Below are 16,053 nucleotides of genomic sequence, written 5' to 3'. Positions count from 1 at the left end.
CGCGCTACTCCTTGTAGGCGTAGATTTCGTAACCGTTCTGCTCGACCAGCGCATCGCGGCGCGCGTCCCTCAGGTCGGCTTCCACCATTTCCTTGACCAGCTCCGCGAACGTGGTGCGCGGCGACCAGCCCAGCTTTTCGCGCGCCTTGGTCGGGTCGCCCAACAGGGTTTCCACTTCGGTCGGGCGGAAGTAGCGCGGGTCGACCCGCACGATGACCTGGCCGGGCTTGACGTCGTGCACCGGCGAGAACAGCACGGTGGCCGTTTCTTCCAGGCCTTCGCCTTCCCATGCCAGCAGGATGCCCAGCTCGCGCGCGGCCGTATTGATGAATTCGCGCACGCTGTATTGCAAGCCGGTAGCGATGACGTAGTCCTCGGGCGTGTCCTGTTGCAGCATCAACCACTGCATTTCGACGTAGTCACGCGCATGGCCCCAATCGCGCAGCGCGGACAGGTTGCCCAGGTACAGGCATTCCTGCAAACCCAGCACGATGCGGGCCAGGCCGCGCGTGATCTTGCGCGTTACGAACGTTTCGCCGCGCTTGGGCGATTCGTGGTTGAACAGGATGCCGTTGCAGGCGTACATCCCATAGGCTTCGCGGTAGTTCACGCTGATCCAATAGGCGTAGAGCTTGGCGGCGGCGTACGGGCTGCGCGGGTAGAACGGGGTGGTTTCCTTCTGCGGCGTTTCCTGCACCAGGCCATACAGCTCGGACGTGGACGCCTGGTAGAAGCGCGCCTTGTTCTCCAGCTTCAGGATGCGGATGGCTTCCAAAAGACGCAGGGTACCCAGGCCGTCGGCGTTAGCGGTGTACTCCGGCTCTTCGAAAGAGACGCCCACATGGCTTTGTGCGGCCAGGTTATAGATTTCGTCCGGCTGCACCGATTGCACGATGCGGATCAGACTGCAAGAGTCGGTCATGTCGCCGTGATGCAGCACGAAGTTGCGCGGCTTGTCATGGGGATCTTGGTACAGATGGTCGATGCGGGCGGTGTTGAACAGCGAAGCGCGCCGCTTGATGCCATGGACTTCATAGCCCTTGGCCAACAGAAACTCGGCCAGATAGGCCCCGTCTTGTCCGGTAACGCCGGTAATGAGTGCCCGTTTTGGCATGGTTGTATCCTTAAGACTTAGTGACTGCACGAAAGGAGCCGAAGGCTGCGGAACCAATGTGCAATGAGATTACTGTTGCACCCGCCGCTAAGATATCGGCCAAAAGGTCTAAGAGTTCAGCCTGTCGATAGGGAAAAAAGGATTGGATTGATTCATCCAGCGCACCCAGCGCGGTGACCGCCAGCATGGCCACCAGGGCAGGGCGCCGGTTGACCGACAGGTAGACCAATCCCGTCAATACGGCGTAAGCCAGAAGATGCAGCCGCTTATCCCCAAACGCATCCGACATCTCCGCCGCCAGCCCGGGCAGGTTCCCCACAGTGATCAACACCAGGAAAAACAGCCCGGCGACCGGCAGGCAAAGCCGGCCCACGCCGGGTCGCCAGAAAGGTTCCTCCCATGGGCCCGCAGCCCCGCCGCCGGGCAGCGCGATCCCGAAGGGGTGGGCGCGTGGGGGCTCCCCCCCGCCGCCGGGCCGCCCCAAGGCGGGGGTGGCCCCCTCGGGGGGCAGCGCGGGCCCGCAGGGCCTGGCGCGTGGGGGCTCCCTAGACCCGGCCATACATGTCCTGGAAACGCACGATGTCGTCTTCGCCCAGATACGCGCCTGACTGCACTTCGATGATTTCCAGCGGGATCTTTCCCGGGTTTTCCAGGCTGTGGGTTTCGCCCAGCGGGATGTACGTCGACTGGTTCTCCGTCAGCAGGTACTGCTTGTCGCCGTTGTAGATCCGCGCCGTGCCCGACACCACGATCCAGTGTTCCGCCCGGTGGTGATGCATCTGCGACGACAGCCTGGCGCCCGGTTTCACCGTGATCCGCTTGACCTGGTAACGCGGGCCCTGGCCCACCGAGTCATACGACCCCCACGGGCGCTGCACCTCGCGGTGATGGTTCAGCTCCGACCGATGCTGCGTCTTGAAGATCTCGACCAGGCGCTTGACGTCTTGCGAGCGGGACTTGTGCGCGACCAGCACCGCGTCGGCGGTTTCGATCACCACGATGTCATCCAGGCCCACGGAAGCAACCAGCCGGCTGGTCGAATGGATCAGGCAATTGCGCGAATCCTCCACCATCACATCGCCCGTGGTGGAATTGCCTTCCACCGTCTTTTGGGCGATGCCCCAGACCGCGTCCCACGCGCCCACGGCGCTCCACGAGGCCGCCAGCGGAATCACCACGGCGCTGTCGGTGCGTTCCATGATGGCGTAGTCCATCGAATCGCTGGGGCAGGCCTCGAACGACGGCCCATCCAGATGAAACAAGCCCGCTTCGCCATGCCCCGTGGCCACCGCCGCCTGCACCTGTTCCAGCATCTTGGGCGCCAGCCGCGCCATCTCGGACAGGAATACCGACGCCTGGAACGCGAACATGCCGCTGTTCCAGTAATAGCCGCCGTCATCGATGAGCCGCTGCGCGACTTCGGGCGACGGCTTTTCCACAAAGCGGCGCACGCGGCGCGCGGGCGCCATCACGCCGGGTTCGTCAGACTGGATGTAGCCATAGCCGCTAAGCGGCGCGGTGGGGGTGATGCCGAACGTGACCAGCGCACCCTGGCGCGCCGCCTCATAGGCCTGCGCGAAGGCCTGCCGAAGCACGTCGCCGTCTTCCAGCACGTGGTCGGACGGCATGATCAGCATGATGGGGTCTTCGCCGTCGCGCATGGCGCGCAGCGTGGCGGCGGCAATGGCCGGCGCGGTGTTGCGCGCAAAGGGCTCCAGGATCACTTCCGCGTCCTTGATGCCCAGCTCCTGCGCCTGCTCGGCGGCAATGTACTGGTGCGCGTCGTTGCAGACCAGCATCGGCTTGGCCTGCGCGCCGGCGGACCCAAGCCGCAGCAGCGTGTTCTGCAACAGGCTGCGCGAATCGGTCAAACGGATGAACTGCTTCGGCAGCAGTTCGCGCGACAGCGGCCACAGGCGCGAGCCGGAACCGCCGCAAAGGATGACTGCCCGGTAGGCGGGAGGGGGATTCGTCATGGCGCTCACTCCTTGAAGTAGGCCTGGGTGTACGGATGCACGCCGGGATCGGCGGCGATCTCTTCCGCTTGCAGCCAGCGGTAGCCATGGTGCTGGCCGCGCGGAAGGGTTGCGGTATCCAACGAAAGCTCGGCCTCATACGCGAGGACGACATAGTGGGTGGAGCGTCCCGCTTCACCCGCGAAATTGGTGCCATAGAAGTGTTCGTACACGCCGCGCGGCGTCCACGATTCCGGGGCAATGGCCAACCCCAGTTCTTCACGCGCGATACGGTCCAGCGCGGCGCGCAGCGGTTCGTTCTTGCGGATGCGCCCGCCCGGCACGAACCAGGCGCCACGCGCCGGCGGGTTGGTGCGCAGCCCTGTCAGATAACGGCCGGCGCCGTCGCGCAACAACAGGTCGATGGACACCAGCGGCAGCATCTCCACCGCCTGGCGGAAGTCCGCGCGCGGCAGTACGCCCGTGGATGCCGCATCTGCCGTCATGGCCGCCGCTGCGCGCGCGGGCGCGCCGGGCCATCCCAATGGACTAGTAGACATTTCGACCCGTCCATCCCGACACGGCCGTGCGGGCGATGATCAGCAGGTCCATCCGGAACGTCCAGTGCTGGATGTAGTAGATGTCGTGCTCGACGCGGTCGCTCATCTTGCGCAGCGTATCCGTCTGCCCACGAAAACCATTGACCTGCGCCCACCCCGTGATGCCCGGCTTGACGCGGTGGCGCATCATGTAGCGCTGCACCAGGTCCTTGTACATTTCGTTGTGCTCCAGCGCGTGCGGCCGCGGCCCCACCACCGACATGTCGCCCATCAGCACGTTCAGGAATTGCGGCAGTTCGTCCAGGCTGGTGCGGCGCAAAAAGCCGCCGATGCGCGTAATGCGGGAATCGTTGCGCGTGGCCTGCGTGACGGTGCCTTGCTCCTGGTGCACGGTCATCGTGCGGAACTTGTAGACGTGGAACACCTTGCCGTCCACGCCCAGGCGGGGTTGTGTAAAGAACACAGGCCCGCGTGAGGTCAGCTTGATGGCCAGCCCAATCGACAGCATCAGCGGCGACAGGCCGATCAGCGCGCAGAACGCAAAGCTGCGGTCGAATACTTCTTTCGCCCAACCGCGCACGCCGGCGGCGGGCAGGCTGTTCAGCTGGATGGCGGGCAGCCCCAGAAATTCGCCGATGCGATGGCCCAGCAACTGGATCGACATCACATCCGGAATCCAGCGGATATCCACCAAGTCGTTGCGCAGGTGATACAGCACTTCGCGCAATTCCTGGCCCGCCTCCATCGGAAGGACGATCCAGATCTCGCGCACATTGTTTTCGTGCACGAAGGAATGCAGGTTGTCCAGATCGTGCAGGCGGCGCACTTGCGGCGGCAGGCTTTCGTGCGGCTCGGCGTAGATGCCCGCGACTTCATAGCCCGCGCCCCGGTAGCGTTCAACGCGGCGCCACAGGTCATGGCCCAGCGCGCCGAAGCCCACCAGCAACACGTTCTTCTTGTTCAGCCCGCGATCGCGCGCGGCGCCCAGCGCGGCGTAGACCGCGATACGTACGCCGGCCAGCGTCAGCGCCGCCATGCCGAACCAGGTAGCCGCCCACATGCGGGATATCGCGGCGGTCTGATGCATGAGAAAACTGACAAGGATGCCCAGCGCAAACACCGTGGCCCACGCGGCCAGGCTGCGCACGACCAGATCGGTCAATAGCCGCCCGCGCCATGACACATACAGGCGGAATGCGGGGAACAGGGCGATCACGCCCAGGCCGCACAAATAGATCAGGAATAGATGAATCTGCGGAGGGTCCGCCATTGCATCTTCCGAGAACTTCAAACCGGTGGCAGTCAGGCCGCAGGCGATCACGATCGCGGCATCGAGCAGGCGGTACAGATAGCTTGCTCCGCTGAATCTTGCCGATGTGTCCGAGTGGGACGGGTCCATCGCGCACTCCTGTTCGTGGGGAGTCTTCTTGCGGCGAAGAAAAAAACGATGCACTGCCGCAAAACATGTGGCTACCGACGAAATCTTATTGAGTGCGTGGCGTACCCGAAACCTCCAAACGATGTAGGAGAAGGCTTAGGGCATCCGTCGAATGTGCGGGGCTTCGAAAAGAGAGTGGAATGTCGCAACCCGTTACGCATCGGGCTCCATTCCAAGCAACGAAGTCATTCACAGTGGATTTGCCATGACGACATTTTTCGGAACGTTGAGCCGAGCCATCGCCGCTATCGCGCTCGTGTCCTCGCTGGGCGCTTGCGCCCTGTCTCCCGGTATGACCTTTAATTCCGGCCATCTTGTTGATCCCATGGACCCCAATTCCGTGGCGCCGATCAAGGAAATCACGCCAACCCTGGTGGTCGACGACCTGCGCAACCGCCAGGCGTTGATCGATAACGACGGCGTCCAAAAGCTGGTCGGCACCGTCGAGCCGTACCGCATCGGGCCGGGCGACATCCTTTCCATCGTGGTGTGGGATCACCCCGAACTCGTCCTTCCGACGCAAACCTATGCCATCGGGACTGGGGTTACCGAACTAGTCATGGGGGATACCGCCTCGGGCATACCGGGGTATACCGTCTCATCCACTGGATATATCCAATTTCCGTATACGGGACTGCTGAAAGTGGCGGGGTTGACGGAACTTCAGGCGCGCAATCTCATAGTCAATAGTTCCGGCAAGTACATCCAGGATCCGCAGATCACGGTACGCGTGCTGGGCTATCGAAGCAAGCGTGTCTACGTCGAAGGCGAAGTCAAGTTGCCGGGCACGGTTGCCATCAACGACATTCCGATGACTCTGCTCGAAGCGGTCAACCGCGCGGGTGGCTTGCTGCCCACCGCCGACCGCAGCGCCGTCTATGTCATTCGCGATGGCCGCCGTACTCGTGTGAACCTGCCCGCGCTGATCGAACGTGGCCAGGACTTGAATCAGGTCATGCTGAAGTCGGGCGACATCGTGCGCGTTACGCCGCGCGACGACAGCAAGGTGTTCGTGATGGGCGAAGTGTTCCTGCCCACCACGGTTGTGATGCGCGATGGACGCATGTCGTTGACCGAGGCGCTGGGCATGGCGGGTGGCCCGAACCAGTTGACGGCGGATGCATCGCAGATATTCGTTGTGCGCAGTACCGAGCAAGCGACGCCGCAGGTGTTCCACCTGAACGCCAAGTCGCCGCAAGCTCTGGCTGTTGGTGCGAAGTTTGAGCTGGAACCCAAAGACGTCGTGTTCGTGGATACGGCCGCGCTGGTGCGGTGGAACCGCTTCATCAGCAACCTGTTCCCGAGCGCGCAAACGGTGCAGACCGTCAAGTCGATCAACTAGTCCGCCTTTCGGGGCCTTCGGGCCCAAAACAACGCCTTTGGGGGCGCCGCATCCGCCGCGGCGCCCACGTCTGGAGAGCTGCATGTCGTTGCCCATCGAAGCATTCGAGCCGAACGTCCCGGCTCGCCAGCAGGAAACCCCGCTGTCCTCGCACGTGGACGCCATCATTTCGAATCGTTGGATGATCCTTGGGATCACCTTGCTCGCCTTCCTGGGCGCGCTGGCCTATGTGATGGTGACCCCATCCGTGTATTCGGCCGACATCATCGTGCAGGTCGAAGAAGAGATGCCGAACGGCCAGGCGCGCAGCCTGCTGGGCGACGTGTCCGCCATGTTCGACACCAAGGCAGAGACCTCGGGCGAAATGGAAGTGCTGCGTTCGCGCATGGTGGTGGGGCCGGCCGTGGACAAGTTCCTGTTGTACATCCACGCCAAGCCGCGTTATTTCCCCGTGGTGGGCGAATGGCTTGCGCAGCGCTATGAAGCGTTGCCGTATCCGTCCAGCCTGCCGCGCGGCGGCTATGCGTGGGGCGGCGAACAGATTGCGATCTCGCAGCTGGACGTGCCCAACGAATGGCTGGGCAAGCCGTTTCGCGTGACCACGCAAGGCGAGGGCCGCTACACGTTGACGGACAAGTTCACGGGCGCCACGTTCAGCGGCGCGGTGGGCAAGCCCGAACATTTCCTGTTGCCCGGCGGGGGCGCGATGGACGTGCATATCGACGCGTTGACGGGCCGGCCCGGCACCGAGTTCACGATCTCGCGCAGCTCGCGCCTGGCGGCGATCGAAAACGTGCAATCGCACCTGGGCATCTTTGAACGAGGCCGCGCATCGGGTGTGATCGGCGTCACGCTGGAAGGCAACGACCCGGCACTGACCACGGCCGTGCTGAACCAGATCGGCCAGGAATACGTGCAGCAGAACGTCAACCGTAAAGCGGCGCAGGCCGAGAAATCGCTGGGCTTCCTGGAACAGCAACTGCCCATCCTGAAGGGCGAGCTGGACGCGGCCGAAACCAAGTACAACGCCTTGCGCAACAAGCGCGGCACCATCGACCTGTCCGAAGAAGCCAAGCTGATCCTGGCGCAGTCGGTGGACGCGCAGACCAAGGTGATGGAGCTGCGCTCCAAGCGCCAGGAGCTGATCACGCGCTTTGCCCCCACGCACCCCAGCATCGTCGCGATCGATCGCCAGATCGCGTCGCTGTCGGGTGACGTCAGCCGCATCGGCAACAACATCAAGGCGCTGCCCGACCTGGAGCAGGACGTGGTGCGCCTGGTGCGTGATGTGCGCGTCAACACCGAGCTGTACACGGGCTTGCTGAACAACGCCCAGCAACTGCGCTTGATCCGCGCCGGCAAGGTCGGCAACGTGCGCATCCTGGATGCCGCCGTGCAGCCGGACCGCCCCGTGCGCCCCAAGGCCGCGATCATTATCGGCGTGGCCACGGCCATCGGTTTGATCTTCGGCATGCTGTGCGCCTTTGTGCGCAATGCGCTGTTCGGCGGCCTGTCGGAACCCGACGACGTTGAACGCTACACGGGCCTGCCGGTGCTGGCCGCCATTCCGTACAGCGATATGCAGGACAAGCTGTGGCGCCGCAGCCGCCGCAAGAACGCCACGGTGCCCGCGCTGCTGGCGCAAAGCCAGGGCAACGCGCCACCTATCGAAAGCCTGCGATCGTTCCGCAACGTGCTGCAAGCGTCGCTGCGCCAGTCCGCCAACAACATGGTCATGTTCACCGGCCCGGTGGCGGGCGTGGGCAAGTCGTTCCTGTCGGCCAACTTTGCCTTCATCCAGGGCGGCGTGGGCAAGCGCGTGCTGCTGATCGACGCCGACTTCCGCAAGGGTCAGCTGAACCGCTATTTCGGCGTGCCCAAGGAAGACGGCTTGTTCGAAGTGCTGTCCGGCACGATCCCGTTGACGCGCGTCAGAAAGCACAGCGTGTCCGAAGGCGTGGACTTCATCGCCACCGGCGCGGTCACCTTCGATCCGTCCGAGTTGCTGGCTTCGCCCGTGTTCGGCGCCACCTTGCGCGAGCTGTCCTCGCAATACGACATGGTGATCCTGGACACGGCGCCGGTGCTGTCCTCGCCCGATGCGGCCGTGGTTGGCACGCATGCCGCCGCCGTCATGGTCGTGGTGCGCTCGGGGATGAACACGGTGGGCGAAATCCGTGAAACGGCCAAGCGCCTGATCCAGGCCGGCGCGCCGGTGGACGGCGTGCTGTTCAACGGCTTGAAACTGATGCCGGAACGCTTTGGCTTCCGGTCCAAGTATGGGAATTATCGATACTCCCGTGCGGCGTATTACGGCGATTTCAAACAGAACGGTCCCAAGTAACGCCACCCGGAGAAACTGGCATGCACGGAACTTTTGGCTGGGATACCCCGCAAATTCTGGATGCGGTTTTCAAGGCTTACGACATACGCGGCACGGTGCCGGACGAAATTGACGCGCGCTTCGCGCACAGCCTGGGCATGGCGGCCGGCACCAAGGCGCGCGAGCTGGGGGCGCGGTCGATGGTGGTGGGGCGCGATGGCCGCTTGAGCAGCGTTGAGCTGGCGGCGGCGTTGCAGGCCGGGCTGCGTTCGGCGGGCATGCATGTCATCGACATCGGCATGGCCACCACGCCGATGGTGTATTTCGCCACGCGGCTGATGGACACGGGCGCGGGCATCGCCGTCACGGGCAGCCACAACCCGCCCGCCCATAACGGCTTCAAGATCGTGCTGGACGGCGCGTCGCTGTACGGCGAGGGCATTACCGCCTTGCGCGACGCGATGCGCCTGCCGATCGAATCGGCCAGCGTGTCCGGCGGGCGCACGCAGATGCAGATTCAACCCTGCTACGCCGCGCGTCTGGTGGGCGACATCCGCATGGCGCGCCCGATGAAGATCGCCATCGACTGCGGCAGCGGCGTGGCGGGCGCGGTGGCGCCGGCGCTGTTTCGCGCCCTGGGATGCGAAGTCACCGAATTGTTCTGCGAGGTGGACGGTTCGTTTCCCGGCCACCACCCCGACCCGGCCGACCCGCAGAACCTCCAGGACCTGATTTATTGCCTGCGCTATTCCGATTGCGAGGTCGGGCTGGCGTTCGACGGCGACGGCGACCGGCTGGGCGTGGTGACAAAATCGGGACAGATCATCTGGCCGGATCGGCAGCTGATTTTGTTCGCCCGCGACGTGCTGTCCCGCAACCCCGGCGCGGAAGTGCTTTACGACGTGAAATGCAGCCGCCACGTGGCCCGCGCCATCTTCGAGGCCGGGGGCAAACCGACCATGTGCAAGACCGGGCATTCACTCATCAAAGCCAAGATGCGTGAGTCGGGAGCGCTACTTGCTGGAGAGATGAGCGGTCACATGTTTTTCAAGGAGCGCTGGTACGGCTTTGACGATGGGATCTACGCCGCCGCCCGGCTGCTGGAGATCCTGTCCGCTGCGCCGGACCCGTCTGCCCTGCTTGAAGGCTTGCCGCAGTCCTGCGCGACCCCCGAAATCAAGCTGGACACCGCCGAAGGCGAACAGTTCGAACTGGTGAAGCTGCTGCGCGAACAAGGGGAATTCCCCAGCGCGGTCTCCATCAACGACCTGGACGGCGTTCGGGTGGACTACGCCGACGGCTTTGGCCTGGCGCGTCCATCGAACACGACGCCGACGGTGGTTTTGCGTTTTGAAGGAGACACCGTGGCCGCACTGGCCCGGATCGAGGAGGATTTCCGCAACGCGTTCCGGCGCATTGCACCTCTCGTTCGTTTACCGTTCTAAGGAGCATCACGCGATGGGAAAGGCCAATTTTGCGATTGAGGCGTTAAGGGCGGATTCCGGCCTGGCGCAGAGCCCTGAGTGGCAGGCGTTCGCGCAGGCTGCCGAGGCCGCCGAACTTGACGCCAACACGCTGAAAGTCATTGAAGCAGCCGGTTTGTGCGTGGACCTGACCATGCAACGGCAATCGCCCGCGCTGGAAGCGGCGGCATTGAACCTGCTGCAAGCGCGCGGGCTGGCGGACGCTCGCCATTCGTTGTTCACGGGCGAACCCGTCAACTGGACCGAAGGCCGACCCGCCTGGCACACGGCCGTGCGCGCCGGGCGCACGCCCGAGCAACCGGACGGGCTGGACGCCGATTCCGTCTGCGAATATTCGCGCATGAGCGATTTCGTGCGCCGCGTGGACCAGACGGCAGATTTTTCAACGGTGCTCCATATTGGCATCGGCGGCAGCGACTGGGGTCCGCGCCTGGCGGTCCAGGCGTTCGGCGGGCCGTCGCAACGCCGCCAGATCCGCTTCGTGTCCAATATCGACGGCCACGCCTTCCATGACGCGGTGGCGGGCCTGGACCCGCGCCGCTGCCTGGTGGTGATTTCGTCCAAGTCGTTCACCACGTCCGAGACCATGCACAACGCGCGCGCCGCGATCGCGTGGCTCAAGCAGGGCGGGGTGGCGGACGTGTCCGAACACCTGGCGGCCGTGACCGCCAACGTGTCGGCCGCGCGCGCCTTGGGCGTGCCGGCCAGCCAGACCTTCAAGATGTGCGATTGGGTGGGCGGGCGTTATTCCGTGTGGTCGGTGGCAGGCTTGTCGATTGCGCTGACGGTGGGCGCCGACGTGCTGATCGGCATGCGCGCGGGCGCCGAGGCGATGGACCAGCATTTCCAGAATGCCCCCTTCGCCGCGAACGCCCCGATTCAGCTTGCCCTGGCCGGCTTGGTCAATTGCAGCGTGCTGGGCTACAACTCGCTGAACATTGCCGCGTACAGCGCGCGTCTGCTGCACCTGGTGACCTATTTGCAGCAGCTGGAAATGGAATCGCTGGGCAAGCGTGTCGCGGGTGATGGAACGGCGGTGGGCGTGCCCACGGCCCCGATCATCTGGGGCATGCCGGGCACCGACGGCCAGCACACCTTCTTCCAGTGGCTGCATCAAAGCGAAGATGGCGCGCCGGTGGATTTCATCGCCAGCCTGCAAGGCCATGCCGACAGCCCCGACGCCCATCGCCATCTGCTGGCCAACTGCCTGGCGCAGCGTCAGGCGCTGCTGCGCGGCAAGAACCTTGAACAAGCGTTGCAGGACGTCGCCCACATCGACGATCAGGAACGCGCGTTGAGCCTTGCCCAACACATGGTGCACCCGGGCGGCCGGCCGTCCACGCTGATCGTGCTGCGCCAGCTGGACCCGCGTGGCCTGGGCGCCTTGCTGGCCTTGTACGAACACAAGGTCTTCGTGCAAAGCGTGGTGTGGGGCATCAACCCCTTCGACCAGTTCGGCGTGGAGCTGGGCAAGCGGCTGGCCACGGGCATCGACCGCGAGCTGGCGGTGCCGGTGTCGGCGGGCGTGGTCGATTGGGGCCATGACGCGTCCACCTCGTACTGGATCGACCGCTATCGCAGCCACACCCAGGCGCCGCGTCCGCGTCATGCCTGGGTGCCGGGCGTGGCGGCGCATCTTTGACGGGGGCGGCGATGCCAGACATGCACGTGCTGGTGACGGGCGGGGCGGGCTACATCGGCACGCATACGCTGATTGCGATGCTGGCGGCCGGCCAGCGGCCGCTGGTGCTGGATAACTTCAGCAACGGCAGCCGCGAGGCCGTGCGCCGCGTCGAACAGCTTTGCGGGCAGCCGATAGCGCTGATCGAAGGCGATATCCGCACCCCCGGCCTGATCGAGCGCGTGCTGTCTGACGCCGCCGCGCGCGGGCAACCGGTGCAGGCGGTGTTGCATCTGGCCGGCTGCAAGGCCGTGGGCGAATCGGTGGCCGATCCGCTCAAGTACTACGACAACAACGTCACGGGTTCGATGGCGCTGCTGCGCGCCATGCGCGAGGCGGGCGTGTCGCGGCTGGTGTTCAGTTCATCGGCCACCGTCTATGGCGAGCCACGGTTCCTGCCGTTCACCGAGGCGCATCCCCTGGCCCCGGCCAATCCGTATGGGCGCACCAAGCTGATGGTCGAGGAGATGCTGCGCGATGTCTGCACGGCGGACCCGACGTTCAGCGCGGTGACGCTGCGCTACTTCAACCCGATCGGCGCGCATCCCAGCGGGCAGATCGGCGAAAGCCCGCGTGACCTGCCCAACAACCTGTTTCCGTATCTGACCCAGGTGGCGGTAGGCCGCCAGCCGTTCCTGCGCGTCTTCGGTAACGACTACGACACCGTTGACGGCACCGGCGTGCGCGACTACCTGCATGTCATGGACCTGGCGCAAGGGCACGTGCAGGCCCTGGCGTACGGCGCCGGCCAGAGCGGCTTTGTCGCCGTGAACCTCGGAACCGGGCACGGCACCAGCGTGCTGGAACTGGTGCGCGCCTTTGAAGCCGCCAGCGGCCTGCGCATTCCCGTGCAGATCATGCCGCGCCGGCCGGGCGATGTGGCGCGCACCTGGGCGGACCCGTCGCTGGCCGAGTCGCTGTTGGGCTGGCGCAGCACGTACGACGTGGCGGCAATGTGCGCCGACGGCTGGCGCTGGCAGCAGGGCAATCCACAAGGCTACGAGGCGGACGACGCCAGCCAGGGCGTGCAGGCCGCCGTGGCATAACCCCTATGCCATATCGGAGGCCTGTTGAAAAAGGGGCGCCAGCGGTTACAGTTGACGGGACTATTGCGTAGCACCGTCAATGAGGCATTCCCATGTTTGACATCCATACTCGGCCCGGGTCCACCCGCCCCGCACAGGGGCAGCCGCGATGAACGGGCCCACCTACATTCCCCCCGCCCACTGGAACCTGGACAGCATCGTGTCCGGCTTGCGGGAAGCGCGCGTCGCCTGGCGCGGCCCACGCGGCCGCCTGCGCGAAGATTCCGGCCTGCGTGAATTCCCGTCCCAGGAAAGCCTGCGCCAGATCATCAAGGACCTTTGCGGCGCCTTGTTCCCGATGCGCCTGGGGCCGATCGATCTGCGTGAAGAAGTCGAAGACTACTACGTGGGCCACACCATCGGCGCCGCGCTGGATGCGCTGCTGCATCAGGTCTGTCTTGAACTGCAATACGTGGGCCGGCACGAACACGTCGACCCGGCCGAAACGCAGCGGCGCGCCATCGAAATCGTGCGCCAGTTTGGCGCCGAGCTGCCGCGCGTGCGCGCCGCGCTGGATCTGGACGTGACCGCCGCCTACCAGGGCGACCCGGCCGCGCACAGCGTGGACGAGGTGCTGCTGTGCTATCCCGGCGTGGCGGCAATGATCCACCATCGCCTGGCCAACGTGCTGTATCGGTTGAACGTGCCGATGCTGGCCCGCATCGTGGCGGAAATCGCGCACGCGGATACCGGCATCGACATCCACCCGGGCGCCACCATCGGCCGCAGCTTTTTCATCGATCACGGCACGGGTGTGGTCATAGGCGAAACGGCCATCATCGGCGACCGCGTGCGGCTCTATCAGATGGTGACGCTGGGCGCCAAGCGCTTCCCGCCCGGTGAAAACGGCGAGCTTAAAAAGGGCCTGCCGCGCCATCCGCTGATCGAAGACGACGTTGTCATCTACGCGGGCGCAACCATTCTGGGCCGCGTCACCATCGGCAAGGGCTCGACCATCGGCGGCAATGTCTGGCTTACGCGCAGCGTGCCGCCGGGCAGCAACGTCACGCAGGCCAGCCTGGTCAGCGACATGCCCGACTGTGGGCTGGGCGGCTGAACGCAGCGTAGGAATCAGGATGGATACCCAAGTCTCGGATCTGGCCGCGTTGCGCGGCTTTGTCGACCGCCACCCGCGGCTGTTCGTGCTGACGGGGGCGGGCGTCAGCACCGATTCCGGCATCCCCGACTACCGCGATACCGAAGGCGAATGGAAGCGCAAGCCCCCCATGACGCTGCAAACGTTCATGGGCGACGACCTGGCGCGCGCCCGCTACTGGGCGCGCAGCATGGTGGGCTGGCGGCGCTTTGGCCACGTTCAGCCGAACGAGTCGCATCGTGCCCTGGCGCGGCTGCAAGCGCGCGGCTTGATCACGGTGCTGGTCACGCAGAATGTGGACGGCCTGCACGAGGCGGCGGGCAGCCGCGACGTGGTGGACCTGCACGGCCGCCTGGATGAAGTGCGCTGCATGAACTGCGACTGGCGCGGTGGGCGCGCCGACTGGCAAGACCGGCTGCAAAACGGCAACCCCGCCTGGACGTTGCTGGACGCCACCGACGCGCCGGACGGCGACGCGGACCTGGAAGGCGAAGACTTCTCGCAATTCACCGTGCCGCCGTGCCCGCGCTGCGGCGGTATCGTCAAACCCGACGTGGTGTTCTTTGGCGAAACGGTGCCGCGCGACCGTGTCGACCGCGCCAACGCCGGCCTGATGAGCGCCGATGCGGTGCTGGTCGTGGGCTCGTCCTTGATGGTGTATTCGGGCTATCGCTTCGTGACCGCCGCGTCGCGCAATGGCATGCCGATCGCCGCCATCAACTTGGGTCGGACACGGGCCGACGGCCTCTTGACCCTGAAGGTGGAACAACCTTGCGCGGTCGCGCTGGAGGCGTTGTAACACGGGTTTTCGGCGGCCGGTTTTTGACCGGTTTAAGCAAGTGCTTGTCCTGTAAGCGTTTTTTGGCGCCGTTACAGACCTTTCCATAGGGTTGTCCACAGGAACTGTGGATAATTCCTAGGGAATACCCCCGGTTTTTCGATCATCCTGCATCGGCGAGCTCAGCCCCGTCCCCCAACAGGGCGCGGCGGGCGGCGTGCCAGCTGCCCGCGTCCGGGGCATACAGCAGGCCGCCGGTGCGGTGCGTGGGCTTGTAGGGCGATCCGTCAAAGCGTGCCGCATAGCCGCCCGCCTCGCGGTGCAGCAGCCAGCCGGCGGCGTGGTCCCAGGCCGTCAGCTGGTTGTATAGCGCGATGTGGCAATGGCCGGCCGCCAGCATGCGGTATTCGTGGGCGGCGCAGCGCAGCGACGCCGTGCTGCCCAGGCGCGACAGGTGGCCGTTGACGGTCGTGCGCAGCGGCTCGGGCAGGGCACCCGTCGAGATCAGGCCGTCCATGTCGTCCAGCGGAGCGGGGCCGGCCACGGCCAAGGGCGCGCGGCGCCCGTTTTCGTATTCCATCCAGGCGCCTTCGCCGCGCACGGCCAGCGCGCTGTCGCGGTTGACTGGGTCGTAGATCACGCCCGCGATGACGTCGCCGCGATGGCAGGCGGCGATCATCATGCCGAACAGGGGCAGGCCCGCCACGTAATTGCGGGTGCCGTCGATCGGGTCGATCAAAAAGGCCAGGTCGGCATCCACCAACATGTTCAGCAGCGAAGGGTTGCGCGCGGACGCCTCTTCGCCGATGAGCACGGCGCCGGGATACAGCTTGGCCAAACGGGCGCCGATCATGCGTTCGGCGGCCTCGTCCGCATCCGTGACCAAATCGCGCGGCGAACTCTTGCCCCGCACGGCGCCTTCGGGCAGGTTGCGAAAGCGCGGCATGACTTCCACCTGGGCCGTTTCGGCCAGCACGGCGGCAAGCTTGCGGGTGTCCTCAAGGGTAAAGGTTCTGCTCATACGGATCCATTCAGGGAACGCGCAAATCTATCATGCCTGGGCGGCATTTGATCGCGATTCGCAAGTGACTGGATTGAAAGGACTTTTCCGGGCTGTGCAGGACTTATCTGCCGGGTTGTCCACAGTTGTTGGGGATAAACGGCGGGGAAAACCGCTTATCCCCGGTGGGCGGCGCG

At 65.0% G+C, this 16,053-nt stretch carries 13 protein-coding genes; 7 read left to right on the top strand and 6 right to left on the bottom strand.

Going from position 1 to position 16,053, the window contains the following annotated elements:
* Positions 1-4: 4 nt before the first annotated feature.
* From gmd to ACNPP0_RS28525, 5 genes are all read right to left on the bottom strand, one after another.
* On the bottom strand, positions 5-1,114 hold the full coding sequence (gene gmd / locus ACNPP0_RS28545) for a GDP-mannose 4,6-dehydratase (RefSeq protein ID WP_332611965.1): 1,110 nt from the start codon (positions 1,112-1,114) through the stop codon (positions 5-7).
* A 10-nt stretch (positions 1,115-1,124) separates the two neighbouring features.
* Positions 1,125-1,487 carry a VanZ family protein gene (locus ACNPP0_RS28540; RefSeq protein ID WP_448707782.1) on the bottom strand — a complete coding sequence of 121 codons (363 nt, stop codon included), beginning with the start codon at positions 1,485-1,487 and terminating at the stop codon, positions 1,125-1,127.
* Between the two features lie 172 nt (positions 1,488-1,659).
* Complete coding sequence (locus ACNPP0_RS28535) at positions 1,660-3,090, bottom strand: mannose-1-phosphate guanylyltransferase/mannose-6-phosphate isomerase (protein ID WP_448707781.1); 1,431 nt, start codon at positions 3,088-3,090, stop codon at positions 1,660-1,662.
* A gap of 5 nt (positions 3,091-3,095) precedes the next feature.
* The gene (locus ACNPP0_RS28530; protein WP_332612057.1) at positions 3,096-3,575 is read right to left on the bottom strand and encodes a GDP-mannose mannosyl hydrolase; all 480 of its coding nucleotides are present in this window, start codon (positions 3,573-3,575) and stop codon (positions 3,096-3,098) included.
* Between the two features lie 43 nt (positions 3,576-3,618).
* Positions 3,619-5,028, bottom strand: coding sequence for an undecaprenyl-phosphate glucose phosphotransferase (locus ACNPP0_RS28525; protein ID WP_448707780.1), 1,410 nt, complete (start codon positions 5,026-5,028; stop codon positions 3,619-3,621).
* 244 nt (positions 5,029-5,272) lie between these two features.
* On the opposite strand from ACNPP0_RS28525, the gene ACNPP0_RS28520 reads away from it, so the two are divergent.
* The 7 genes from ACNPP0_RS28520 (at position 5,273) to ACNPP0_RS28490 (ending at position 14,877) form a co-directional block, all read left to right on the top strand.
* Complete coding sequence (locus ACNPP0_RS28520; protein WP_332611974.1) at positions 5,273-6,409, top strand: polysaccharide biosynthesis/export family protein; 1,137 nt, start codon at positions 5,273-5,275, stop codon at positions 6,407-6,409.
* Between the two features lie 82 nt (positions 6,410-6,491).
* Positions 6,492-8,753, top strand: a complete 2,262-nt coding sequence (locus ACNPP0_RS28515; protein ID WP_332611975.1) for a succinoglycan biosynthesis protein ExoP — start codon at positions 6,492-6,494, stop codon at positions 8,751-8,753.
* A gap of 20 nt (positions 8,754-8,773) precedes the next feature.
* On the top strand, positions 8,774-10,177 hold the full coding sequence (locus ACNPP0_RS28510; protein ID WP_332611976.1) for a phosphomannomutase/phosphoglucomutase: 1,404 nt from the start codon (positions 8,774-8,776) through the stop codon (positions 10,175-10,177).
* A gap of 13 nt (positions 10,178-10,190) precedes the next feature.
* The gene (gene pgi / locus ACNPP0_RS28505; RefSeq protein WP_332611978.1) at positions 10,191-11,858 is read left to right on the top strand and encodes a glucose-6-phosphate isomerase; all 1,668 of its coding nucleotides are present in this window, start codon (positions 10,191-10,193) and stop codon (positions 11,856-11,858) included.
* An 11-nt stretch (positions 11,859-11,869) separates the two neighbouring features.
* Positions 11,870-12,943: a UDP-glucose 4-epimerase GalE gene (gene galE, locus ACNPP0_RS28500; protein WP_448707779.1), complete on the top strand. Its 1,074-nt coding sequence runs from the start codon at positions 11,870-11,872 to the stop codon at positions 12,941-12,943.
* Between the two features lie 148 nt (positions 12,944-13,091).
* A complete protein-coding gene (gene epsC / locus ACNPP0_RS28495) occupies positions 13,092-14,039 on the top strand; it encodes a serine O-acetyltransferase EpsC (RefSeq protein WP_332611981.1) in 948 nt (315 codons plus the stop codon).
* 19 nt (positions 14,040-14,058) lie between these two features.
* Positions 14,059-14,877, top strand: a complete 819-nt coding sequence (locus tag ACNPP0_RS28490; RefSeq protein WP_332611982.1) for an NAD-dependent protein deacetylase — start codon at positions 14,059-14,061, stop codon at positions 14,875-14,877.
* A 142-nt stretch (positions 14,878-15,019) separates the two neighbouring features.
* Here the strand turns inward: ACNPP0_RS28490 and ACNPP0_RS28485 are convergent, their stop codons facing one another.
* On the bottom strand, positions 15,020-15,877 hold the full coding sequence (locus ACNPP0_RS28485; RefSeq protein ID WP_448707778.1) for an inositol monophosphatase family protein: 858 nt from the start codon (positions 15,875-15,877) through the stop codon (positions 15,020-15,022).
* Positions 15,878-16,053: the final 176 nt, after the last annotated feature.

This window comes from Achromobacter semiaridum (assembly GCF_053543755.1).
Note: the sequence above shows the minus strand (reverse complement) of the source record. Positions and strands in the feature narration are given on the sequence as shown.

Excerpts from the sequence above, each read along its gene's own strand:
- ACNPP0_RS28530 (WP_332612057.1), bottom strand. The coding sequence starts at position 3,575 with ATGACGGCAGATGCGGCATCCACGGGCGTACTGCCGCGCGCGGACTTC.
- ACNPP0_RS28510 (WP_332611976.1), top strand. The coding sequence starts at position 8,774 with ATGCACGGAACTTTTGGCTGGGATACCCCGCAAATTCTGGATGCGGTT.
- ACNPP0_RS28525 (WP_448707780.1), bottom strand. The coding sequence starts at position 5,028 with ATGGACCCGTCCCACTCGGACACATCGGCAAGATTCAGCGGAGCAAGC.
- pgi (WP_332611978.1), top strand. The coding sequence starts at position 10,191 with ATGGGAAAGGCCAATTTTGCGATTGAGGCGTTAAGGGCGGATTCCGGC.
- ACNPP0_RS28515 (WP_332611975.1), top strand. The coding sequence starts at position 6,492 with ATGTCGTTGCCCATCGAAGCATTCGAGCCGAACGTCCCGGCTCGCCAG.
- ACNPP0_RS28490 (WP_332611982.1), top strand. The coding sequence starts at position 14,059 with ATGGATACCCAAGTCTCGGATCTGGCCGCGTTGCGCGGCTTTGTCGAC.
- galE (WP_448707779.1), top strand. The coding sequence starts at position 11,870 with ATGCCAGACATGCACGTGCTGGTGACGGGCGGGGCGGGCTACATCGGC.
- ACNPP0_RS28485 (WP_448707778.1), bottom strand. The coding sequence starts at position 15,877 with ATGAGCAGAACCTTTACCCTTGAGGACACCCGCAAGCTTGCCGCCGTG.
- epsC (WP_332611981.1), top strand. The coding sequence starts at position 13,092 with ATGAACGGGCCCACCTACATTCCCCCCGCCCACTGGAACCTGGACAGC.
- gmd (WP_332611965.1), bottom strand. The coding sequence starts at position 1,114 with ATGCCAAAACGGGCACTCATTACCGGCGTTACCGGACAAGACGGGGCC.
- ACNPP0_RS28520 (WP_332611974.1), top strand. The coding sequence starts at position 5,273 with ATGACGACATTTTTCGGAACGTTGAGCCGAGCCATCGCCGCTATCGCG.
- ACNPP0_RS28535 (WP_448707781.1), bottom strand. The coding sequence starts at position 3,090 with ATGACGAATCCCCCTCCCGCCTACCGGGCAGTCATCCTTTGCGGCGGT.